14 protein-coding genes are annotated in these 24894 nt (G+C 61.7%); 4 read left to right on the forward strand and 10 right to left on the reverse strand.

The window, feature by feature from the left end; translation table 11 throughout:
• Positions 1 to 42: 42 nt before the first annotated feature.
• Both IB234_RS13445 and IB234_RS13450 read left to right on the forward strand, forming a co-directional pair.
• Complete coding sequence (locus tag IB234_RS13445; RefSeq protein ID WP_192318414.1) at positions 43 to 1089, forward strand: LacI family DNA-binding transcriptional regulator; 1047 nt, start codon at positions 43 to 45, stop codon at positions 1087 to 1089.
• Between the two features lie 112 nt (positions 1090 to 1201).
• A complete protein-coding gene (locus IB234_RS13450; protein ID WP_192318416.1) occupies positions 1202 to 2380 on the forward strand; it encodes an MFS transporter in 1179 nt (392 codons plus the stop codon).
• 78 nt (positions 2381 to 2458) lie between these two features.
• Here IB234_RS13450 and IB234_RS13455 read toward each other — a convergent pair whose 3' ends face one another.
• From IB234_RS13455 to IB234_RS13465, 3 genes are all read right to left on the reverse strand, one after another.
• Positions 2459 to 7249, reverse strand: a complete 4791-nt coding sequence (locus tag IB234_RS13455; RefSeq protein WP_192318418.1) for an autotransporter domain-containing protein — start codon at positions 7247 to 7249, stop codon at positions 2459 to 2461.
• Between the two features lie 132 nt (positions 7250 to 7381).
• Complete coding sequence (locus IB234_RS13460; RefSeq protein WP_192318420.1) at positions 7382 to 9418, reverse strand: hypothetical protein; 2037 nt, start codon at positions 9416 to 9418, stop codon at positions 7382 to 7384.
• 85 nt (positions 9419 to 9503) lie between these two features.
• Positions 9504 to 10091, reverse strand: coding sequence for a hypothetical protein (locus IB234_RS13465; protein ID WP_192318422.1), 588 nt, complete (start codon positions 10089 to 10091; stop codon positions 9504 to 9506).
• Positions 10092 to 10297: 206 nt separating this feature from the next.
• Between IB234_RS13465 and IB234_RS13470 the strand changes: the two genes are divergently transcribed.
• On the forward strand, positions 10298 to 10948 hold the full coding sequence (locus IB234_RS13470; RefSeq protein WP_192318424.1) for a response regulator transcription factor: 651 nt from the start codon (positions 10298 to 10300) through the stop codon (positions 10946 to 10948).
• A gap of 41 nt (positions 10949 to 10989) precedes the next feature.
• On the forward strand, positions 10990 to 12813 hold the full coding sequence (locus tag IB234_RS13475) for an ATP-binding protein (protein ID WP_192318426.1): 1824 nt from the start codon (positions 10990 to 10992) through the stop codon (positions 12811 to 12813).
• A gap of 86 nt (positions 12814 to 12899) precedes the next feature.
• Here IB234_RS13475 and IB234_RS13480 read toward each other — a convergent pair whose 3' ends face one another.
• From IB234_RS13480 to IB234_RS13510, 7 genes are all read right to left on the reverse strand, one after another.
• Positions 12900 to 13250: a VOC family protein gene (locus tag IB234_RS13480; RefSeq protein ID WP_192318428.1), complete on the reverse strand. Its 351-nt coding sequence runs from the start codon at positions 13248 to 13250 to the stop codon at positions 12900 to 12902.
• Positions 13251 to 13279: 29 nt separating this feature from the next.
• Positions 13280 to 13894, reverse strand: coding sequence for an exosortase H-associated membrane protein (locus IB234_RS13485; RefSeq protein WP_192318430.1), 615 nt, complete (start codon positions 13892 to 13894; stop codon positions 13280 to 13282).
• A complete protein-coding gene (xrtH, locus tag IB234_RS13490) occupies positions 13878 to 14381 on the reverse strand; it encodes an exosortase H (protein WP_192318433.1) in 504 nt (167 codons plus the stop codon). The genes IB234_RS13485 and xrtH overlap by 17 nt, the downstream gene beginning before the upstream one ends.
• Before the next feature lie 172 nt (positions 14382 to 14553).
• Positions 14554 to 15000: a hypothetical protein gene (locus tag IB234_RS13495; RefSeq protein WP_192318436.1), complete on the reverse strand. Its 447-nt coding sequence runs from the start codon at positions 14998 to 15000 to the stop codon at positions 14554 to 14556.
• 10 nt (positions 15001 to 15010) lie between these two features.
• The gene (locus tag IB234_RS13500) at positions 15011 to 18145 is read right to left on the reverse strand and encodes a transglutaminase-like domain-containing protein (RefSeq protein ID WP_192318438.1); all 3135 of its coding nucleotides are present in this window, start codon (positions 18143 to 18145) and stop codon (positions 15011 to 15013) included.
• On the reverse strand, positions 18145 to 23382 hold the full coding sequence (locus IB234_RS13505) for an IPTL-CTERM sorting domain-containing protein (protein ID WP_192318440.1): 5238 nt from the start codon (positions 23380 to 23382) through the stop codon (positions 18145 to 18147). Before IB234_RS13505 ends, IB234_RS13500 begins: the two co-directional genes overlap by 1 nt.
• 392 nt (positions 23383 to 23774) lie before the next feature.
• Positions 23775 to 24875 (reverse strand): YheT family hydrolase, encoded by a 1101-nt coding sequence (locus IB234_RS13510; protein WP_192318442.1) that lies wholly within the window; start codon positions 24873 to 24875, stop codon positions 23775 to 23777.
• Between the last annotated feature and the right edge of the window lie 19 nt (positions 24876 to 24894).

Raw genomic sequence — 24894 nt, forward strand, 5'->3', positions numbered from 1 at the left:
ATGGTGATCCGCTTTCGTAGCTGAAATGGACTCGTGGTCGCCGTGAGCAGCAACAAGGAATCCCCGCGCAAACGCCGTGGTGCAGGACGCGTCACCCTCAACCAGGTGGCCAGCCATGCCGGCGTTTCGGCGATCAGCGTGTCGCGTTTCTTCAACCAGCCGGAACAGGTGTCCGGCGAGTTGCGCGAGCGCATCCAGGCGGCGGTGACCGAACTCGGCTACGTGCCCAACCTGGTGGCCGGCGGCCTGGCGTCGGCGCGCGGGCGCATCGTCGGCATGGTCATCCCGAACATCTCCGGGCCGATCTTCGCCGCCACCATCCAGGGCTTCAGCGACACCCTGGCCAAGCACGGCTACCAGCTGCTGCTGGCCTCCAGTTACTTTTCCGAGGAGCAGGAAGAAAGCGCCGTGCGCGCCTTCCTCGGCTGGTCGCCGGCGGCGCTGGTGGTCACCAGCCACTTCCACAGCGCCGGCACCGAAAAGATGCTGGCCGACGCCGACATCCCGGTGGTGGAGATCTGGGACTACTGCCCCGAACGCGCGCCGCTGCAGGTCGGCTTCCTGCATTACGAGGTGGGCGTGACCGCCACCCGCCATCTGCTGCAGCAGGGTTACCAGCGCATCGCCTTCGTGCAGAACAGCGCCGCCGGCGACCTCAGCGCCCTGGAGCGCCGCGACGGCTATGCCGCCACCCTGCGCGAAGCCGGGCTGGAACCCTGGGTGTTCGTGCCCACGGCCGACGCCAAGCCGTTCGAGGCCGGCAAGCAGGCGATGGACGCATTGATGAAGCGCAGCCCGCGCCCGGACGCCATCGTCTTCGCCAACGACAACCTGGCCGCCGGCGCCCTGCTCGCCGGCCAGCGCGCCGGCCTGAAGATTCCCGAGGACTGCGCAGTGATCGGCTTCGGCGACTACCCCTTCGCCGAGATGCTGCTGCCCAGCCTGACCACCGTGCGCCCACCGGCCCGCGAGATCGGCGAGATCGCCGCCCTGCGCGTGCTGCAGAGCCTTGGCGCAGTGGAAGCGGACGGCGAACCGCAGCGCCTGAATCTGCTGCAATTCACGCTGGTGGTCAGGGAAAGCGCCTGAACGCGACCAATCCAGAGGCAGTTAAGGCATAATCGCCGCCTTCCTGCCCTACACCAGCTCCCGCGCGAGGACGTCATTCCTTCGTGCGGCGGCGTCGTTTTCCGGATCGTTCATGCACCCCAGTACCCTGCTCTCCCTACCCCTGCTGGCCCTCGCTCTCGGCGGCTTCGTCGTCGGCAGCAGCGAATTCATCATCATGGGCCTGCTGCCCGAAGTCGCCGCCGACCTGGGCGTGAGCCTGGCCGACGCCGGCCTGCTGGTCAGCGCCTATGCCATGGGCGTGGTGATCGGTGCGCCGCTGCTCGGCCCGCTGCTCGGCCGTCTGCCACGTAAGCAGGCGCTGCTGTGGCTGATGGGGGCTTACTCGCTCGGCAACCTCGGCTGCGCACTCGCGCCCGACTACGCCTGGCTACTGGCGATGCGCATGCTCACCGCCATCAGCCACGCCGGCTTCTTCGGCTGCGCCACCCTGCTCGCGGCAGAACTGGCACCGCTGCACCGGCGCGCCTCGGCCATGGCCCTGGTGCTCAGCGGCCTGACCATCGCCAACGTGCTCGGCGTGCCACTGGGCGCCTGGCTGGGCCAGGCCACCAGTTGGCGCATGACCTTCTTCGCCGTCGCCGGCTTCGGTGTGTTCGCCCTGCTCGCCCAGGCTCTGTGGCTACCGCGCACACCGGTGCCGCCACGCGGCGAAGCCGGTGCCTGGAGCGGCATCCTGCGGCGTCCGGTGCTGCATGCCCTGCTGGTCTGCTGTCTGTCGTCGGTGGCGCTGTTCGGCGTGTTCACCTACATCAGCCCGCTGCTGCGCGATGTCGGCGGCTTCAGCGCCTCACACAGCAACGGCGCACTGCTGCTGTTCGGCATAGGCCTGACCCTCGGCAACCTGCTCGGCGGCCGCCTGGCCGACAAGGGCTTCCGCTTCGCCCTGCCGATGGCCTTCGCCGCCAGCACGCTGTGTCTACTCGGCCTGTATCTGTTCATGGATGTGGCGCCGGCGGCGCTGGCATTCCTGTTCGTCTGGGGCGTGGCCAGCTTCGCCATTTCCTCGCCACTGCAGCTGCTGCTGGTGGAACAGGCCGGCGAATCCGCCAGCCTGGCCGCCACCCTCAGCCACGCCGCCTTCAACCTCGGCAACGCCAGCGGTGCCTACTTCGGCGGCCTGTGGCTGAGCGTCAACCTCGGCCTGGCCAACCTGCCGCTGCTGGGTGTGGGCCTGCTGGCGATGGTCATTCTGGTCAGCCTGCCATTGCCGCGACTACAAGCTGCGCGGGAGCGATTCGAGCGTCGATGAGGCTGCGCGGAGATACCCAAGCCGGTTGGTGCGGCCGCCCGCGTGCATACAAACCGTGGGGAGACATCACCGCCAACCTCAGAACGCGACGTTCAGCCCTAGCCGCACGCCATGGTCGCTGCCGTCGCCGAACTGGCCGGAGTACCCCAACTGCAGGCTGGCCTGGGGCGCCAGCTGCAGCCCTAGGCCAAGCTGCGCCAGGGCGCTGTCTTCGGCTACCGGCACGCCTTTGACGGTGAAGCTGTCGTAGCCGGTCAGGCTCAGGCGGCTCTCGTCGCTCGGGTCGTCGCAGGCATGCTGCCAGGCCAGGCCGGCGTGCAGCTTGAGTGGCAGGCCGGCGACATCGCCCAGCGGCGCCGCCGCGCGCAGGCCGAGGCTGGCGTAGTCGACGCTGTCAGCTTCGCTCTTGCCGCTCAGGGCACTGCTGCCGCCATGCTCGGCGAAACCGTCGCTGTCGACCTCGACGTGGGCCAGGCCGGCGAAGGGTTCCAGGGTCAGCTCGCCGAGCTGCAGGGCATAGCCCAGCTCGCCGAAGACCTGGGTGGTGTCGGCATCGTAGCTGGCCTTCACCGTCTCACGCAGAGTGCCGGCACGGACCTCGCGCTTGCTGTCCACCTCGTTCCAGGTGCGCGCCACGCCGAGGCGCAGGCTCAGTGCATCCCACTGACCGCCCAGGTAGGCGGTCAGGCTGGTGCTGTCGATATCGGCGGACGACTCGCGGCGGCTCACATCCAGGTCACTGGTGCCGTAGCCGGCGGCTAGGCCCAGGCGCCAGGTGTCGTTCAGGGGCAGGTCTAGGCCGATGAGCGTGCCGCGGCTGTCTCGATCCAGGTCGGCGACATTGCTGTTGCCATCGCTCTCGCTCCAGCCGCCGTAGCCACTGAGCCAGACCGTCAGGCCGCTGTCAGCATCGCTGTGCAGCACCCCATTGGCGGCGCCGTACTGGGCCGCGCGCAGCCGGTCGCTCACCGCCTCGCGGACCTGGCGACTGTCGTCGAACAGAGCGCCACGGGTGCTGGCATGGAGCTCGCCGGACAGGCTGTCATAGGCTACGCGCGCCTGCTCGGCGCTGAGTACTGCGATGGCATCGTGGACACCGCCCACCGCACTGGCGTCGAGCGCACCAGCTACCGCTCGCTGGTTGAAGGTCTGAGCCACGGAGGCGTAGCTGATGTCGTTGCGCACCAGGTCCAGGTCGACGCCAATGGCTGAGTAGCTCAGCTCCGGGGTGAGGAAGGCCAGGTTGCTGCTGACGCTGCCGAAGGTGCCGCTGAGGCTGCCGGCCTGGACGATGCTATAGGCGGTGGACGGCGCCCAGCTGCCGCTACCGGCCAATACGCGCAGGGACGAGCCGCCGAGGCTGACCGCTCCGGTGGCGATCAGGCGATCGGCGCTGCCATCCGGGTTCGCCTCGATCTCCAGGGTCGAACCGGAAGCGAATGCGACATCGCCCTCCACCGTCAGGGTGCCGATGGAGCTGCCCGGCGCCAGGGTGGCGCCACTGGCAAGATCGACGTCGCCGAGGATGCGGCCGTGGCCAGCCAGCAGGGCGCCGTCGCTCACGGCCACGTCGCTGTCCAGACGGGCACTGGAGCCGGCACTACCGCCGACGATCAGGCGACCGCCCAGGACCTGGGTCGCCCCCAGGCTGCTCTGGCCATCGAGCGTCAGCGTGCTGTCGCCCTGTTTGATCAGCGAGCCGCCCCCGCTGATCGCTCCGTCGAGTATCAGGTCGTGGCTGCCGGCCAGGGTGGTCGCACCATTGAGGGTGATGGCATTGGTCAGGCGCAGGGCTCGGTTACTGCCCAGGGTTGTGCCGTTGGCGGCGGTCAGCCGACCCGTGCCCAGGGCAGCGTCGTTGCCCAGCACCAGCGTGCCGCCGTTGAGCTGCGTGCCGCCGCTGTAGCCGTTGGCAGCGTTGAGAACCAGGGTGCCGCTGTCGTACTTGCCCAGCGCACCGCTGCCGGTGAGCGAAACGTCCAAGGTCGCGGTGGTTTGCGGGTCGACCCGCACGGAGGCATTGCCCTGGGCGCCGTTGACCAGGATGAGTGCGCCTGCGGCGCCGCTCTGCAACCGGTAGCCATCGCTGACGAACTGCAGACCGGTGGTGCGTTGAACGCCCTCGACCGTCACGGTACCGGCCGAGCCCTGGAAGACCGCGAAGCTGTCGTTCCAGGCATGGCTGCCGTTGCCGTTGACATCAGTCCAGTTGGAGGCTCTGCCGCCCCAGGTGCCGCTACCGCCGGCGATGCTGCCGTTGCCGGACGTCTGGTTGCCGTTCCAGAACAGCACCGTCGGGCTGGGTGTCGGGCCAGGCCCCGGTGGGGTAGGCAGGCTGTACAACAGGTTGACCTGGTTGCTGACGGTGGTCTGCAGCTGCAGCAGCCCGGACGCCACACCACTCGGCAGGCTGCCGAACGACAGGCCGTGGTTGGTCAGGTTGCCGGAGTAGTCGATCAGCCGGTACACGCCGAGGCCGAAGCCACCGACATCGCTGACATTGAGCTTGCCATCGAGGGTGAGATCACCGTTCACATCGAGCAGTGCCGTGGTAGAGGGCGCGCCGAGGCCGGCATCGAAGTTCGAGTCGGCATTCAGTACCAGCGAGCCGACCGATAGCGTGCTGCCCGAGATGAGCGCCAAGTGGCCGCCGTCGGCAACGGTCACAGTGCCGTCGATATTGCCCGAGCCGGCCAGGGCCGCATCGCTGGCCACCTCGACATCGCTTTCCAGGCTGGCGATGCTGCCAGGTGTGCTGCCGACGACCAGGGCGCCAGCGCTGACGCGGGTCCCCATCTGCACAAGAGAATCACCGTTGAGTTCCAGGGTACCGGTGCCCAGTTTGTCCAGGATGCCACCGCTTATGACGTTGCCGTCGAAGGTGCTGCCGGTATCGTCGCCGCCTACCGAGACGGTGTAGCCAACACCGACAGTCAGAGTGCCTTCTCCGCTCAAGCCGTTGAACCCGTTACTGCCTGCGATGTAGGCGGTGGCTCCGCTAGCAATGTTGAGATTGGACTGGGTCAGCACGTTGTCGCCTGCCAAGGTCACGCTGCCGCCCAGCAGGTTCAGGTCACCGCTGAAGGTATTGGTGCCTGATAGCGACAGGCCATAGGTGCCGTTCTTGGTCAGGCTACCGTTACCAGCTAGCATGCCATGAAGAGTCAGGTTCTGGTCACCGGTCAGGGTCAGTTCGGTAGCGCCGTTGATGGTGATGTCGTTGTCCAGTTCCAGCGAACTGCTGGTGTCCAGTGTGGCGTTGCCAGCGACCGTCAGTTCACCTGTGCCCAACGCGGTTTCGTGCTCGACGGTCAGGGTGCCGCCGTTCAGCGTGGTGCCGCCCTGGTAGGTGTTGGCGCCGCTGAGGGCGAGGTTACCAGTGCCGGTCTTGGTTAGCCTGCCACTGCCAGAGATGGTGTTGCCGAAGCTGGCGTCCGTGGTCTGATGGAATACCAAGCTGGCATTGTTGAGGACACCTCCAGAACCGAGGCTGCTGACAGAGGCCGTCAAGGTACCGGCACTGATAGTGGTATTGCCGTAGGTATTGGCTCCCGTGAGAGTCAGTGTGCCGCTACCGGCTTTGGAGAGGCTCCCGGTGCCACTGATGACACCGGAGAAACTGGTGCTGGTGTTATCGCCGCCGGCAGTGAGGTTTGCGCTACCGAGACTGACCGACCCAGCACCAGCCAGAGAGCCGATGCTCTGGTCAAAACTGTTCAGATCCAGCGTGCCGCCACTACCGACCGTGAAAGCACTGCCGCCGGAGAATGCTCCGCTGTTGCCAGCCAGCATGCGTCCCCAGGCGAGCTCGGTGCTGCCGGTATAGGTACTGTTGCCGGTCAACGTCAGGGTCGCGCTGCCGGTCTTGCTCATGCTGCCGGCACCGGTGACGGCGCCGACACCGAGGTTTTCCAAGGTCTGCAGAGTCACTGCGCTGCCGCTATTGAGCAATACACCGTCGTCCAGCGCCAGCCCGGTGTCCTCGGCGCTAATCGTGACGTTAGTGTTGTTCATCAACCAGACCACTCCATCGATGATGGAGCCGCTCTGCAGGGTCAGCGAGTTGGTGCTGCCGGCAAACTGCACGGCGGCGCCGTCTTCGCCGTCCTCCGCGTAGGAAGTAGCCGCCAAGCCCCCGAGCCCGGCACTGATTGTGCCGGCATTGATGATGTTCAGGTTGGTGCCTGACACACCGTGGCCACCGCCGCCGCCAGCGCCTGCATATGCGCCAATGGTCCCAGTACCACCATTGCCACCATTCCCGCCGCTGATGCTACCCAGATTGGTCAGGGTGCCGTTGCTCAGGGAGGCTCCGTTGCCACCGCCGCCGCCGCCGCCGCCATGTGCTCCTGCAGAGTTACCGCCATTGCCACCATTACCGCCCGTGGCACTGCTGAGTGTCCTGACGCCACTCAGGCCAAACAAGCCTGCTCCGCCACCGCCACCACCGCCGCCCGCATCGGAGCCGGCGGAACTTGCCCCATTGCCGCCAGTTCCACCGATATAGCCTGGGCTGGAGCCGACGGCACCTCCCGTACCGCCGGCTATTCCAACTGAGGCGACAGCACCGTTACCGCCGTTGCCGTTGCTGCTGGCATCTCCTGGACTTTCGAAATAGGCACTACCGCCATTGCCACTGGCCCCGCCATTGCCGCGGAAGTCGAATTCGGCGCTTCCACCGTCCCCCGGTGCAGCCCAGGCGAGACTGTTCAGGCAGAAGAGCGTCAGCAGGCCGATTGACCTCAATGCTCTGGGCACTCCATTGGCACTACCCGAGCTCGATTGGGTAGCTCGACTGCTGGTCAGCTCTGAGGCCACCTGGCACTGCCCGAGGCTGCGATTGAAGACGGTGCGATAGGTGCAATTCATGCGGAATTCCCCGAGGCGCTCTACGGCGCGCTTTCGCTGCGTTGGCAAATGCGGGAATTGTGTGGCGGGCGGGCGGGGCTGTCTGTCCCTCAATCGAGGGACAGGGTGACGACTGCCTGCATCCTGTACGCGCTATCGCTCGACCGCCTTGAACGCGGGGCCGAACAACTGCTCGAGCAGCGGATTGCCGAAAACCCGCAGCAGGTCCGCCAGGGTGGCTCCCCCGGCTGTCGCGGCAGCCTGCAGGTGGCTGGAGAACAGCGGCAGCGAATCGCGATAGGCCGTATCACGCAGGTAATCGACCGCCGGCACGCCGTGGAAGGTCAGGCCCTGCCACTGCTTGGCCCAGTGCGTGCGCACGTTCAGCGGCCTGCCATCCGGCCCGACTTCGGCCATCCAGGCATCGGCGACCTCCTGCATGAAAGCCTGCCAATCGGCATCGTCCACATTGAGATTGCTCAGTACCTCGATCGAACAGGTGCCAAAGCGGTTGCCGCCCTGCGGCGCCAGGTCGATGCCGGAGCCCCCCATGACACGCATCTCCAACGCGATACGCATGGGCCCCTCGGGATGGCGGTACACCGCGGCGATGGCGTTCCACCAGGCACGCTGGCATACGCTCCAGTCCGGCTTGCCGGGATCGTCGGCACGCGGCGGGATGGGGATCTCCAGCTCCATGTCGCGCACCCGCATGTTCTGGATGCCACGACGGAAATGCAGGCCGTCGATCAGCGGTGTGACGATGGCCGGCTGGTCGTCGGCGATATCCGGCAGCTGCGCCATGGCCGCGGCGCCCAGTATCCAGCCCTGCACCTGGCCAGGAAGGCTCTTGAACCAGGCGCTTTCGTTTAGCAGCTCGCCGATGTATTCGCCCACCTCCTGCAGCGTGACCTCCGAGGGGGGCGGGTAGTCGGACGCGGCAGCGCGGGTACCATCGTTGCGCCAGGTGTTGATCCAGCAGTTTGGCTGATAGGCGAACCAGAACCACTCGGCGTAGTAGTCGTTCTCGCAGCGGTGCACGAAGTCGTTCCAGGCTGCATCACGCTCCGCCGGCGTGGTAGGGATCTGCAGCGGCATGGGAATGCGAAAGCCGGCGGGTGGCGGGATGGTCAGCTGCACGGGACGATGCCGCGGGCGCATGGCCGCGAAGCTCATCGGGTCGAGCTTGAGTGTCAAAGCGGTGACTATGCCGAGCAGGCCGAAGCAGCCAGCTGCGGCCTTGAGCTGCTCGGGATCGCTGACGGTCTGCAGCTCACCATGGGCGTTGACGAATTCGATCTCGGCAACCAGGTCGCTGAGGGTCTGATTGCGCCAGCCGGCACCGTGACAGATCGGTGCGTTGCTGCCACCCCAGGTGATCTCCACCATGATCACGTTGAGCGGGATGGTCCATTGCAGGTTGCCACCCTGCTCATACAAGCACCAGCGGCGGAACTGCTCGTTGGTGGTGCCGGCAGCGATACGGCATAGGCGCTTCTCGACGCCGTTCTCCACCACACTGCCGACCAGCTCGATGCCCTGCAGCTGGTTGCCGGGGTCGAATCCCGGAGCGCCGCCTGAATGGGTGCTGAACGAGGGAAGCTCCTCGACCTGCTGCAGTGGCAGCAGAGAGATCAGCACCTGATCGTCGGCGCTGTACAGGTCGCCCCAGGTGTGGCGATAGCCGGCCGCGCGTACCCGCTTACCTGAGGAAGTGGCCCAACGAACGATGTTGCAGATGCCGATCAGGGTACGCGGCACGAAGGTATAGCCAGGGGTGTTCTCGACGGTGTATCCCCAATTACGGAACACCTCACGCTCGATGCAGTTGACCGGGCAGCCATCGGCTTCGGCGATGCCGGGGAAAGGCCTTAGGGCCTCACGCAGCTGTCGGGTCAGCGGCTCCAGCTTGGCGTTGCGCAGCGGCGCCGCCAATGCCGGCAACGGGTCGCCGACGAGCAGGGCCTGCAGGGCCGGCCGGAGTTCGGCAGAGGGCTGGCTTTTCTGGCTGTCGCCACCTTCGCACAGCGACAACAGTATCTGCAGCAACTGCCGTGCATCGAGTGGGCCGCTGGCCAGCGCATCCAGCAACGGGGCCAGGCGCTGGAACTGGGAGGATCGCTGGAGTTCGCTGATCGCCTCACTGCTCAGGCCAGGCAGCGCGGTGGCGAAGTTGGGGTATCCGTTCATGATGGTTCTCCCGTAGGCCTCTTGGCCGCTGAAGGAGCCAGACAACCTGATGCCACGCGGGCATCCGCCTTGGCTGGTTTGCCGGTCAGTTCAGGGGGGCGATGTTGAAGTGGCTCACGCAGGGAGTCTTCGGCGTGAAGGCGACCACTACTGGCAGGTAGGCGCCCTCGGCCGAGCAACTCAGGGCAGTGGCACCGCTGATGGAGATGTGGATGCCTGTCATGCTGGGACTGCTCACCCACCAGTTGTTGTTCTCGCCAAAACTACCCTGGCCAATGACCATGTCCTTGCAGGTGATCTTGCGATTGTTCATGGTGAAGTTCAGGTCGCCACGTACGGCGAAGTTCAGCTCCTTCGGGTAGGTGCCCGAGCTGTCGCATGCCAGGGTCTGGCCTCCACCGATAACGCTCTTGAACCAGCTGCTGACCTCGCCGGATTTCTTCCGCCCGGCACGGACATTGAGCATGATCTGCCCTTTCTCGATCGAGGCGCTGACACCTGAGAAGGGCTGGTTACGGGTGATCGAGTAGCCATTGCTGGCTGCCTGCTGGAAGCTGACGGCCTGCAGAGCCGGGCCGTCGAAATAGACCTTGTTGTCGTGCTCCTTCACCGCGAGAGCCGGGGCTGCAGTGAGGGTGGCAATGATGAAGGCGAGCAGTTTCTTCGCATGCATGGTCTGTTTTCCCTTTTGTCCAGTGTGGCCGAGGGCATGGCCCTGGCTGTCCATTGCGCGTGCACCGACTCCAGGCCGACAGACCGGCACGCAGCGGCAGTATCGGCAGGCAGCCAGCACTTGTCTGTCCCTCACTTAAGCGACAAGCTGGCGCTTATCCGCACGTATTTCGGTGCAGTGAGCGTTGGCGCACACAGGGAGGCAGGATGATTGGTGTGGTGCTGGTCGAGGACGACCCGCTTTTTCGTGAGTCGGTACGCAGCGCGCTGGAACAGGTTGACGACATCGTACTGCGCGCCGAAGCAGTGACTCTGGAGCAGGGTCTGATGCTGCTCGATCAGCGCCCTGTCGACGTTCTCCTGGTGGACCTGGGCCTGCCGGATGGTTCCGGCATCGAGATGATCCGCGCCACTCGCCGGGCTTGGCCTGACTGCGCCATCATGGTTGCCACCCTGTTTGGTGACGAAGAGCGGGTCTTCGCATCGCTGGAGGCCGGTGCCAACGGTTACCTGCTCAAGGATGCCCTGGCCAGCGGCATCGTCGCAGAGATTCGCAACCTGCATGCCGGCGGCAGCCCGATCAGCCCACTGATCGCCCGGCGCCTGCTGCGTCACTTCCAGCCGCCCGCGACGCCGCCCGTACCGGACATCGAGCTGTCCATACGCGAGCGCCAGGTGCTGGAGTTCATTACCCGCGGCTATTCGGTGGGGGAGATCGCCGACAGTCTGCAGGTTTCGCCCTGGACGGTGCAGACCTACGTACGACGGGTGTACGAGAAGCTAGGTGTGCGCAACAAGGCCGCGGCCGTCAGCGCAGCTCATCGCCTGAAGCTGATCGTTCCGGATGAGTTTCTGTGAGGTATCGGTGCTGGGCGCTCTGCCTGTGGCTGCTGACTGGAATGTCGCCCGCAAGCGCCGAAGCGGTCCGCCATGGACAGGTGGAAGTGCTGGAGCTGCCACCGACCGCTAGCCACTTCAGCGACCCACCGCCCCAACAGGCAATGTTGCAAGGTTCCTGGCAGCCGGTGAGCCTCCCCCATATAGGCTCGGTGCGTGGGCTGGCACCGCAAGAGCCGCCCAGGGTTGCGACCATCTTCTACCGCTTGTCGGTACCGCAATCCGAACAACCGCTATTCCTCTACCTGCCGCGCTGGCAGACGGTCGGTCAATTGGCCATCTATGGCGACGGTCGCCTGCTCTGGCACTCCAGGGGGGACAAGGTGTGGAACGGTTTCAACACGCCGCTGTGGCTCGCGCTGAACGCCCCCGACGGCCGTGCCCCCCCGCGACAATTGCTGCTGCGCATGGACACCACGGAGGGGTTGGGTGCAGGAGTATCCAGCCTGTGGCTGGGAGCGGAAGAGGAACTGCTGAGCAGCTACCGCCTGCGCCTGGCAGCGCAGGTACTGCTACCCGCGGGCATCGGCGTGGCGGTTTTGGCGCTGGGCCTCTTCGCACTCGGCGTGTGGAGCCAGAGGCGGCAGGAACCGATCTACGGCTTGTTCTTCATCACCGCCGTGCTGTACTGCCTGCGCATTCTGCATTTCCTTGGCCCGCTGGACACGCGGTTGATATCGGCCGAATGGTTCGGCTGGATCACGATCAACTCGATCGGCTGGCTGGTGGCGATTACCCAGCTGTTCATTCTGCGCCTCTGCGAGCGCAGGATGCGTTGGCTGGAGGCGGGGCTGCTGGGCTTCATGATGCTGTCGACGCTATTGACGCTGCCGCTGTGGCAGTCAGCGGAACATATCGCCGGGCTCGCATCGGTCTGTTACCTGGGCGGGGGCATCATGTTCCTGATCTCTCTGCCGCTGGTGATCCGCGAGGCGCACCGCAGCGAGTCGCGGCTGGCCCGCTGGCTGGCCTGGGGCAACCTGCTGGCCCTGGCCGTCGGCGTTCACGACTGGCTGCTGCAGAACTATCGCCTGGATCTGGATGCGTTCTATCTGGTGCCTTACTGGCAGATCGGCTTCTGCCTGCTGTTCTGCATCGTGCTCGGGCAGCGCTACCTGGCCAGCATCCGCGGTCTGGAGTTGAGCCATGAAGTCTTGGCCAGACGCCTGGCCGAGCGCGAGTCCGAGCTCGAGGCAAGCCATCGCCAGTTGCGCGAGGTGGAGCGCCGCGAGGTGCTGGCCGGCGAGCGGCAGCGGTTGATGCAGGATATGCACGACGGCCTCGGCTCGTCGCTGACCGGCGCATTGCGCATGGTGGGGCGCGGGGCCTCGTCAAGCGCCGACCTGGAACGGGTACTGCTCGACTGCATCGATGAGCTGAAACTCACCATCGATTCACTGGAGCCGATCGAAGCCGATCTGGTGTTGCTTCTCGCGACCTTCCGCAGTCGACTGCAGCCACGGCTGGAGGCCGCGGGTGTGCATCTGCGCTGGGCGATGGGCGAGCTGCCGGAATTGACCTGGCTAACCCCAGGCAACGCGCTGCATGTGCTGCGCATTCTTCAAGAAGTGATCGGCAACATCCTCAAGCACGCCAGCGCATCAAAGATCAGCATGCTCACCAGCTATGCCGATGGCTGCATTCGCGTGGTAGTCGAGGACAACGGCGCGGGCTTCCAGCCCTCGCCACAAGGCGGTGGGGCCGGACGAGGGCTGGGCAACATCCATCAGCGCGCCGCGGCCCTACGCGCCAAGGCCGAGTGGCAGAACACCGAAGGCCAGTCCGGTACCCTCTTCATCCTGAGCCTGCCGCTGAGCTGGAGCTGATCGGCACCGAATCTGTCTTGCGAGCCAATGACCCGAGCTTCTCCCAGGCCTGGCTTCGATCTGAACGAGCCACTTGGCATGGCTGGCTACTCATGCTGAAGGATGTTGATGAGCTTTCCGAGCGGATCTCTGACATAGAACCGACGCACACCCCACGGCTCGCTGACTGGGCCGTACTCCACCGGAATCCTGCCTTCCTGAACACGGCGCAATGCTTCGTCCAGATCGTCCACTTCGATGGACAGATCGGGAACTGGTGTCAAAGAGCCTCCGTCGCTTGCGAAGCTGATCTGGATCTGCATCGTGGCGGAGCCGGAATAGGTGCGAATCCAGCCGTGGTCCATGGCGAGATCGAGGCCCAAAATACCTCGGTAGAACGTGTCCACCTCGGATGGATCGGGGGCAGCGATATTGGCGACGATCCGCTTGACGTTCATGTGCGCTCCAGAATTTTTAGCAGTACGAACTATTGCTGCACCTGAGGCTTGGCTGCTGTCAGCGTCTGATCCCCCACCAAGGTAGTGACAAAGACACGATCCAGATGCAGCCACAACAACACCGGCGCGATGGTTGGCAGCAACAAGACGCCTATCTGGTAGCCCAACCCGATCAGATTCAGTTGTATTGAAGAGAATTGAGTAGTCGCATGGGTCGCCTCTCGAACATGAAACGCAATGGTCATCAACCAGCTAAAACAGACGCCCCAAGCCTGGAAGGGCGTTAAGAGCAGCGCACCCAACGCCAGCTTGCGCCACATACTCGGAGAGTGAGCAGCGAGCAGCAAGGCCATCAGCAGCGGAAGGCCATAGCAGTAGTTCAGAAGTTGGGCTTCAGGAGTGAGCTCGGCGACTCGGCCAGAGACATGGGGGATTCGCAGGGACGTGAGCAATGTCTGGCTCACGCCGTTCAACTCACTCCCCTGAACCCAATCAGAGAAGAACAAGCTCATCGTTTCTTCAGCCAACCAAGCTACCGGGACCACCACGTAGTTACGCAACCAGAACCACAGCACGAGCACAGGCACTAGCAGTAACAAAACACGCAGGAAAAAAGTCGCGATCTGTCTAGTTGGCAGAGGCATCAGCAACCTTCGGACGCGGCAGGCGCTGAATCCAGATCAACCAGACAACTAATACATCAAGCATGATCAGGATCTGCCACACATAGAGATGAGCAAATTCGAAGGCAGGTCTATGCCATAAAGCGAGGTAATAGAGGCTGATTACACGCAGCACATTGAGCGCCTGGATGGCGAAAAAGCCCAGCAAAAGGCCTACCAGCTTGTGGCGCCAAGGCGCCGAGTAGGCCAAAACAGCGGCAGTCAACAGGATGCAGGCTTCGATACCGTTGCAGCCAGCCTCGATCGATACTCCACCACCGCGCGACAGGCTTTGCAGCACCTTGCCGTAGGCCACAACGTCGGAATCAAAAGCGCCGATTAACGTAGCGCTGATTTCAGCCAGAAAAAGAGTCCAAGGTATAACAATCGTACTCTGGGCTGGCGGAGTCAGTTCAACAGTAAACAGCCCCAGGACCAACAACAAAAAGATCACAAAGAACCGCACCATCACCAACTCCACTACAGAAAACCCTCACAGCACCCCGTCAATGATCGAACACACCAAGCCAACTACCCTGCGTATATTTCATTAAGAATACGCAACGTCATGACCGAATCACCCAGAAAACCGAGGCGCATTCCACACCAGAAACTTCGACACTACACCACCAGACAAGCTTCTATTTTTTAGCACGCAGAATCACCAAAACAGCATTCAAAACCAAGAGCCCAGTGACCGATATGAAGGCGCTCGCAAATTGATCAGCCTCCCACACAGGGGATAGAGCCTGGCGAAAGCGTTGAATATTGAGCGCCAGAATTGCCGCAACAGCCAGCAATAAAGCCCCGTACAAGCGCGCCCAATATACTGATGAACTTTGCTCGGACTGGGTGCCATGTCCGTAATATGTAGCAAATGGCGAAACACTGATAAGAGCTATAATTGCAACTGTCCCCACCCCTATCTTTTGCAGTGCAAAACTCAATACCACGCCTGCAAAAACAGCCATGCACCAGATAACTACCAGCACGTTATAAGACACCATCAGCAGCAGTCTAACGGCAACGCAACCAAGGGTAACTGAAAACAGCGACACCAGTAGAGCCAAAGCCAGTGAAGCATCCATTTCATGGCGCCTATAGATTCTTACAGGCGCTCACAGAGCCACCAATGGCCCCTCCACCCAAGAAGGAAATCCACGTTCCCAAGGCTACTCCAGCAGCGCCGAAGAAGCTGATAATCAATGCAGCCATTTCTAGAGAAACACCCAAAGTCCCCATAGTAGGGCAACCATTCTCCACAGCCTGAAGCTCAAGAACCATCATATTCATAAGTGCAACGAACACCGACAGTAAAAACAGCACTACAACTATGACAGCGGATACCGTGGCCAACGCCGCAATCAACGACACCAAAGCCAAGGCCAGCCCAACATATGTGCCGTTCGAGGCCCACCAGTCGAGATATCCTCCATTTCCTTTCCCTTCGATCAAATAGGCGCCTGCACCCGTTTCCGGATCAATCAGCATGTAGCCATAGCCGCTCCAGCCATTAGCACTAATAGCCTTTTCATGAATGGTAACCTCCTTACCGGCGGCCAATGCAGTTCGTACTTCACTCCCCACACTAGAGCTCAATTTAAGTTGAGCCAGCGCCACATTTGCATTCTGCGCGGTAAGGGTAAATATCTTCTGCCCTTGGGCACTGGCTACCGCTAGAGCTTTTATCGCACTCATTCCTTCTACGCAGGCCGGCTTCGTCGGATTGACTACTTCGCCTAACGAAGTCGAATAACGGCATGAAGCTCTATCCACCCAAAGCTGTTCAAGAGTTCGGTGCTCAAGCGCGCTAGCCCCCGCGCCTAGCAGGCGGTTGTAGGATATCCACGCTTCCCGCTGGTTCTCTTTACTCCAGCGAATATAGCGAAGGTGACCAACATCAAGATTCAACCCCTTGAAAGTTACACCTGTGGTTACCAAACCATATAGTTTTCTCGGCTCTGCGACAGAGTGTACTAATCCATAACTCATTGCCGGCAGATCAATCATCTTGGCCTGATTACTCACCAGTTGGCCTTGATTCTGTACGTGCAGGAGATAACTCCAGATACTGCTTGTAAGCATATCGCCCGTGAGCAGGTCACCTGTAATGTCTTGCAGGATTGAGGCACGAACGGACTCAGGAGAGTTCTGCGCCTGCTCCATTACCCGCTTGGTGGCAAGCATGCGACTTGTCAGAGCGTCCAGCTGAGCGGCAGAAACGCCTTGGATCGACAAGCCTATGGCCGACTGCTGCCCCGCAATCAATTGGTCAGTAGTCTCGTCCCAAGCACTCAGATTCGAGTACTGGCTAAAGGCGCCAGCCCCGACTGGCTCCGCGCCAGCGCTAAATCCCGGACCTTCAGCTTTAAGCTCACCATCCACCATCAATTGAGGCTTCAGTCGGATACTCGATGGGAGTCCCTTGGGCAATGATGAAATCGCGCCAGACGCAGGCAGCAAAGACTCAATAGCCTGTTGATCCGCCAAAGTCGCAGCCACCCAAGCCAGGGTTATTTTCTTTCCGGCGAGGCTGGCCGTTGGGGCGCGGAAGCTCAGAACCGGCGAGCCATACATTCTTAACGAAGATTCACTATCGTAGATTTCGTAGCGGAACTGATGACGTAGACGATCGGGAATAGCATCGAACCGATTGGCAGTGGCCTGTACACGATATGGCAAAGAGCCAGCCAGATACGGGAGCGGATCAATAGTTGCCTGGTGGTGCCCGAGCACATCAGCGACTGAGCTCTGACCTTGATTTTGCCTTTCAATGTAATTCTGTTGACGCATCTGTTGGTCAATGAACTGTTGAGCTATTGCCTCAGTGTTCAAATGCTGAACCCAGCCTTCAGCTTCGTTGGCGACAGCCCCTGTTCGCGCAGCTTGATCCAAGGAGTTGAGATCAAACGGGACTGCATTGTCCAAGTTCATACCCGTGCTGAAGCTGTACTGTTTAAAACTACCGTCCATTGCCACCCATGCATCACCTCGGCTTTGTCCTCCGACATGCTTGGCTCCACGATGGGGCTGGTACTGTACGAAGGCCTCAACCCAAACATGCTCCATCCGGACGACCGAGATCTTTCCACCCGTAGTTAACCCGATATTGGGAATCCCTCCCTGCCCCAACAGCTGTTGAGCCGCCTCAGCATTCTTTACTCCACCGACCCAGTTCATAACCTGCTCGGCAGGGATATCGACAGTGCCGTATACATAACGGGCCGGGATGCCAGCGCTTCGCAACAAGGAGATCAGCAGACTGGCTTGGTCGAAGGCATTACCGCTCCTTTTATCCAGGGTGTCTTGGGCACCCTGGACACTGCCATAGCTGGGGAAGAAATAGATGTTGTCATGCACCCACTGGTAGATCTTGTGCGGGTTGTTGCCCAACTGAGCAGCCAGGGCCTTGATCGCATCGGTGTGAGGAGCATCCAGCGTTTGCGCCAGATCCGCTGGTCCAGCACTCTTCGCAACCGACTTTTGCGCATCAGCGGCAGGAGTACCAACCGAATTCACACGCGCACTCTTCTGCGAATCGGCATTTTTCAACAACTGTTCCAAGGCTGGAGCGTCTGTCAGCGGCGCCCTCGCCTGCCCTTGTTCCACCTGCCATGGCAGGTTATCCAGATCGATAGGCAAATGAGTTGGCTCGGCAACGTTTTCCTCTGTAAAACGCTGCAGCTCCGCCACTCCGTGCTCGGTATTTGCGGCTAGCAGACGGTCGCGTAGTGCCTGGTGCTGCTCATAGAAACTCGCTTCCAGTTGTTCCTGTTCGGCGAACACACTGGAAGCCACGCCGGCCTCGCGCCATTGTGTTTTGAGCTGCGCCCATTCAGCCTCCAATTCCTGCCGCAAGCGGTCCAGGCTCTCTATGTCGGTAGACACCTGACGCTTCTGCGATACCAGCCGGCTAGAAGAAGTACTGTCATCTGGCGACAGCTGCGTTTTTAGGCGCGACAGGAAAGCGCTGTAGCGCTCACCTGCGCCCGGGTTTGAGACGGCTACCTGATTACGTTGGTACTCCAGCGCGTGGGCCAAAGGTAGGCATGCCATGTTGACGATGCTCAATATCAATAGAGCAGATACTCGCCGCAGGAGCGGGCTATACGCCGATGCAGCATTCGCCTCCTCCGGGAGAGGTTTCGTCGGAGCGGGTTCCGGCTCCAGATTGAGCCTGTTCTGGGCAAAAAATATACCGCCCACCAGGGCACTGAAGAATGTCCGTTTCATTAACACGCGCCCTTAAGATCATCAGAGTTTTTGGCGTTGCGACGTTGCGCCCATACGCCTACCAGCAGCATCAGCAGTGCCAAAGCGATCTGCCCCCACTCGCCAATCGTTGGAATTGCCTCGGGGGCACCCGCCGCCACTCCCTGCACAGCAAAGGTCTGTACGCTTAGCGCCCGCCAGCTACCGCCCTCCTCGACCAGCAATGCGGCAACATAGGTGTCGGGCGTCAGAGATGCAGTGGCAATTCCCAGAGCCGGCCACTGTTTTTGCGCTCCCACCGCCAGCTCCAGCGTTTCCTCTACCCTGCCGATTTCCTGGCTATCCCCCTCACGCATCAGCACCCGCGCCACGCGCAGACCAGATAGGAGGGTGCTGCCGTCATTACGAATTTGATCGTTACGATGCTGTGACTCGCCTGGCTGCACGGCCGGTCTTGCCAGGTCTACAGAGCCAGACAAGGCACTCAGTAGAGGCCCACGCTGACTGACCACCTGATAGAGCGCGCTCGCCTGGGCCAGGACTTGGTTGCTCTCATCCACCAACACAGCCTCTACTCGGTAATCACCCAAGGGGGCACTGCTGAGAGGCTGAGGAATGTCGAAGGCTCTCAAGCCTCCAGAGGCGATTTCCGCCAACGCCTCGGTATGACTGAACACCCGGCTGTTGTTCGGGTCCTGCACGTCGAGAATCAAACGGGCGTTGCTGATCGCACGATTGCTGGCCAGATTGCGCGTCAGGGTTTCAAGCTGTACCCGGTCGTCAGCAAGATACTCGGCGCGGTCAGTCGACAGTCTGAGTGCTGCTGCCTGCTGCCCCGGCGCAACTGCCAAGATGCTGAAATCCGCATGGGCTTCGGCTACCACTTGATCCGTTCGATCAAGCAGGCGACCCAATACTCGATAACTTCCGGCCGCCACCAGTCCGCTGTTCCACGCCTGGTCTTGGCTCCTACTTAGGCTGGAGCCAAGAGAGCCGAGATCGATCAGCGGGAAACTCGCGACTTCCCGGCTCTGATCGTCGACGACCGACAGCTGCAAACGCAGCTCCGCCGCATACTGCCCCAGATTACGTGCGACAGAGTCGAAGCGAATCGCCGTTTGTGGCAGATAGGCCGCCTGGTCGCTCAAAAGGCTCAGGCTGGCCAATCGATTTGCGGCAGCAGGCGAGATGGTCTGGCTGTTGTTGGCGCGGTTGCACTCCGCGTTGGCCCGGGACTCATCAAGCACAGCTCGAATCGGCTCATCGCTGACCAGCTGAACCGAGGCCAGGCTCAGGTCGTGGTACTCGCCGGTTCTCATGGCCGGTACCGCCACTTCTCCAAGCAACTGGTTCCCCTGGTAGAACCGAACCTGAGTGGCATTCGATGCGCTGCCGGCGTTGCCGACTCGCACACTCAATCGCACTGGCTGACCGGCACCTTGATCAAACAGCCGAAGGTTACCCAGCGTCAGGTCAATGGATTGCACCGAGTCACCCAGGGCACGAGCCATAGCGGCAGCTACCTCGCCCGCGGTATTGGCGACAGTGACTTTGCCACCCACTCGGCCATTCACCGGCTTGGGCCAGGCATTCTCCTCGAGCTCCTGCAGATTGACGCTGCCCAGACCGATCACATCGATTCGATCGATGCCATTGGCCACGGTCAACGGCAGCTGTGTCCGTGTTGCGGCCAGGCCCTCCCAGTACCCGTCTCCAACGAGGATCAGAGTCTTGCTACTACCCTGGGGACTGAGTCGATTGAGGTATTCGGACAATTTCAAAGCACATTTGGGACCGGAGCTGTAGCCGCCAGGGTTACGCTTGCTCTTCAGATCGCTGATCAAGCTTGGCAACGTTGCCGGCTCGACCACCTGTGCTTGATGCAAGGGGGTGAACTTCTGATCGGAGCCGCCGTAGTACATTTCCCAGTCAGTGCCTAAGGTGAAACGCACCGAGCCGTCATGAGGAATGATATTGGGGTTTTCCACCGCCTTGATGACGCCGTCCATCTCCAGGTTGTACAGGTGAGAAACGCTACCGGAAGTGTCGATGCAGACCGCCACATCCTGCACTCCACCGCCACCACCGCACGATACCGAGGCCCGTAGCGTGTTGTTGCCCTCAATATTCTCGATCACCTCCAGCCCGCTATCGATCATCAGGTAAATCGGAGCATCGCGGAACGGCAGTTGCACTTGGTCAAGATTGAAGTCCAGCCCCCGTTCTTCTTGCTGAACCAGCCCCGGAACACGGATAACGGCCAGAAGCTGATCAACGCCCTCATCCCAGAGCTGGTTGCTGTTGGTGTCGACAAAGGCGCTCACATCGAAGCCGGCAGCATCATAGTTACTGTTGTTGCGCACCCGAACCGAGAGCCGGCCATTGGCTACGAAGGTATTGGGATCCAATACCAGGCCAGATCGATCGGGGCTGGCGAGCATCAGATCCGGTAGTGCCGCGTTGTAGCTTTTCTTCAGCTTTATGGTGCCCAGACTCTGTGATACGCCCTTCTCTCGCACGAAGGGCAGCAGGGTCGTGTCATAACCCGTCATGCTTATCAGCACGCGTGCGTCTTTTTCAGTCAGGCCTTCGAAAACGAAGTCCCCCTTCTGCAGACTAACGGCACTCTGCTGCGCTACCACCGCAGAGCCGGGTATCACCTCTTCGAGCAGCAACTCGGCTCCAGCGATGGGCTCCAGCGTATCGGCGTCCACCAGATTGCCAAATACTTCCCACTGAGCCGTCGCATCCTGCCATCCCGGAGTAAGAGCAGCGTTGACCTCCAGAGTACCCGTCAGATTGAACGCGTAGTCGAAGGTCTCATAGCCGCTGCGCTGGATATTCAGAGTGATATTGCCCGGTGTGACATCGACAAATGCATACCGGCCTTGTGCATCAGTCGATGCAGACTCCGCATGAGCACCGCTGAGCGTCACCGGCACACCTGCCAGAGGCTGACGGCTGACGGAGTCGATGACATAGCCATAAATCCCGGGACGCGCGCTCTGCTCAGCCAGCAGTTCCACAGGCAACTGATAGAGCTGACCGGGTTTTACGTTAAGCACCGCGAACACTGACTCGAAGCCCGGCGCATTGATCTGCACCCGCGTTTCGTGCAGGTGGAGCCTGTCGATGAAGGCGGTTCCATCAACATCTGTTTTTACGACTTGCTGATTGCTGCCGGTCAGAACGACCTCGGCACCCACGATCGGCTGGTTGTTTGCCCGATCCAGCACACTCACCGAAAGGCTGGCGCTAGGCTGCAGCGTTCCCTTGGGCTTGAGTCCCACCTCGAACAAGTTGGTCCGATTGGCGCTGACGGTAATGGTGGTAGTCAGCACCTCATAACCACTTTTCTCGAACGACAGACTATGCGTGCCGGCGAGGCTGCTACCGACCATTTCGTATTCGCCCCGAGCATTCGTCTGCGTCGACAGGCCAGCAGAGGAAGCACTGACCGCCACGGCAGACAGCGGTAGCTGGGTCGCCTGGTCGACGACCTTGCCGCGCAGAATGGTCTGGTTACCGGTGACTGCCCTCAGAACTACCGGTATGTCGATAGACTGGTTTTCAAAGGCGTCGAAAGTTATCAGCACCCGCTCATAACCGGCCTTCCCAACCTCCATCGTGTTTTTACCCAGCACCATGCCAGTGGTATAGACGACTTGCCCCTGCGCATTTGTGGTGGCCGAGCTGCTGTTGAGCTTGACGCTTGTGGACGCCAACGGCATACCACCTGCTGCCTCAGTCACGGTGACAGTAACGCGGCTACCGCTGACGGGCGGAGTCGTCTTGAACAACGGATCGAAGGTCACTACCTGCCCAGCGGCGGCACTCATCTGAGCCGATAGCTGCGGGTAGTTGGAGTACGTGGCCTGCACGTTAAGAGTGCCTGCCGGGATGCCTGCCAGACGGTAATTACCCTGAGCATCGGAACGTGTTTCCAGCGTGCCAACTTTGATCAACGCATTGCTGGCCACGTAAAAATTGCCGCTGCTATTGGTGTAACGCGCTACTCCCGTCAGCACTACATCGTCCCCGCCACCTGCAATCATCCGCAGCTCCCCCATGGCGAGTCGCTGGCCGATCTGCAGGGTCAACCCAGAGCTGAGAGACCGGTAGCCCGTAGCAACGATCTGCAGCTGCTCACTACCGGTATTGAGGTGAGTGAACTCGAAACCTCCCTGTGCATCGCTCAAGACCTGGCGCTGAGCTCCCTGAAGGGCAATACGCGCGCCGACAACAGGAAGCCCCGAGGCTGCATCGATGACTCGCCCAGTCAGACTGGCCAGATCAGGGTTGGGCGAAGGCTGGCTAGCTTGGCTCAGCACTCGCAACGCCAAGGCTGTCAGATAGGCATCGCCAGCCCAGCTGCCGTCAGCGGACTGGTCAGCCAGCAAGCGGCTGATGGCCGGCTGAATGCTGCTTGTGTCGGACAGACCAGGCAATATTGCCAACAGCGCCTGGGAGCTGTGCTCAGTACTGGACCAGGTACCGCCAGCAGCGCGCTGTGCAAGAAGCCATTGCCGCGCCCGCTCCAGAGGGGCCTGTACTTGAGCGACCTGTCGGTGGCGCCACAGAGCATCGGCGGCGATGGCCGTAGTCAGCAGGTCATCACTATCGATCGCTAGCGACCAGCTGCCATCCTGCCGCTGAATCGAAAGCAGCCAGGCTCGGGCTTTTTTTGCCGCCTCGCTATTGTTCTGCCGGGAAGCGCCCAAGCCTTTGAGTGCCCAGGCGGTATCCAAGGCATTGCTGGCATATCCGCTGGCGGCACCAAAACCTCCGTCTGCGTTCTGCAGCGTCATTAGGGCCGATAGCGCTGATCCGTCGTCCAGTTGTGCCTGCTGTCGTGCCAAGGCTCTGCGAGCCAGCAGCTCAGTGAACGTCCCGGGAGTACTCTCCAGGCGGGTTTGAAGCCCTGAAGGCAACGCAGAGCCAAGGTATTTCAGGGTATGGAGCGTCTCACCATGGACCTGGAACACCAGCGCCCTGGATTGCGACTCGCTGGCCAAGCTGCCATCGGGCTGCACTTGGGCTTGCAACCACGACAGGCCCTGACTGGCAGACTCCTGCAGGGTTTGCGCGGCTCCCCAAGCAGGCCAGAGTACTCCCAGCGTCATAGCCAACCAGCAGCACGTTGCAGCACTGGAAGACAGCTTGCGCCCCCATCTACAACCCGATGTCGTCCGCGCGCTGGATGCAGCGATTGCAAACGACAACAAACGTTGGACAAACGAACAGAACTTGGCGGTCATCCCTGATACCCGACACATAAAAAGTGCGCGCTTTCTACGCATTTATCTGATGGCAATCAGGAACCAGAGCATATTTAGGCTAAAAACCCACTCCAGCCGGGCAAGAAATCTTTACAGCGTCACAAACTGGAGCAGCTGATAGAAGGTCCGGCGAGCAGCTCTACAGCGCGCCTCTCACGACTCAAATGAGACATCCGATGGAGCGCCATGAGAGAAAGCACCGTTACATCGACAGCGCGCCAGGCTTACAAACTACGCGCATGCGGACGGCGTTCTATACCGATCAAAAACTGAGGATCCTCAACTCAGGTCGATGCAATCCGCGGTACTGGTAACAGACCTTCTTCGATCAAAAGCGGCCACGCACCAGTCTGGAGACCACAAAGTTGCCGTCAGGCTCTTCCGTGCACCGCCAGTAAAAAATCGGCCGCCAGGTGATGCGCCCATGAACGCGCCGTGAAGCCTGCGAGGAAGGCGCAGTGGCTGCCTCGACGGGTAACGGCCAACAAGGTCCTGGGCATGCGCGCCATGGCGTGCTGGTGGTCGCGCACGTTGCCCACTACGCACACCGGATCATCCTCGGCATTGAGCACCAGCAGCGGGATGTTCACCGTCTCCATCACCGCTATCGGATTGCAGTTTTCGAGGAAGGCCTGGTGGCTGGGGTAGCCCGCACACTCGTACAGGTGCCGGTGGAACTCATCCAGGCTCTGCGCTCCCTCCAGGGCGGTGAGGCTGGACAGGTGCGCCAGTGCTTCGCGATTGGGGGTGACGAACTGGCGCACCAGCTTCCTAGCCATCAGGCGGGTGTAGGGTGCGCGCGAGCGGGCGAAGGCGACCCGGATGTCGTAGCCCGGGCAATAGGCGAAGGCGCCCAGCAATGGGGTGTCCGCGCCCTGCTCGCCCAAGTAGCGAATCAGCAAGCCGGTGCCGGCCGAGATGCCCGCCGCGTAGAGCGAGGACTCCGGGTAGCGCTCGCCGATCAGCCGCAGTTGCTCGCGCAGGTCCGCGGTGTCGCCCATGGTGTTGAAGCGCGGGCTGGTCAGCGGCAACTGGCCGTGACCACGGCGCTCGCAGAACACCACGCGCCAGCCCGTGAGCCGCGCCAGGTCGCGCACGAAGCCGCGCATGCTGTGCGGCGAACCGGTAATGGTGTGCAGCACCACCAGAGTCGGCACCTGCGCCGGCAATTCGGCACCGAGCCAGTGCAGCGCGGTGGTGCCGCCATCGGCCATGCGCAGGGTATCGACGCGGTCGTAGGCCAGGCGCGGGGCGAAAGCCTTCTTCAACCCCAACCCAAGGAGCTGCAGGTGGCCGTTGAACAGCCAGGGCGTCGCCCAGAAGCGCCGGGTCAGGCGCGGCACCTGGGCGATCAGCGCCTGGTTCTCCGGGTTGGCCTGGTAGACCAGCTGCGGCCTACGCGCAGCCGTGCGCAGGTAGTAGGCGCCAAGCCCGACGGCCAGCACGGGCAAGGCGGTGATCCAGATCGACATCGGAAACCTCAATCAAAAA

Source organism: Pseudomonas sp. PDM16 (genome assembly GCF_014851865.1).
Lineage (GTDB): Bacteria > Pseudomonadota > Gammaproteobacteria > Pseudomonadales > Pseudomonadaceae > Aquipseudomonas.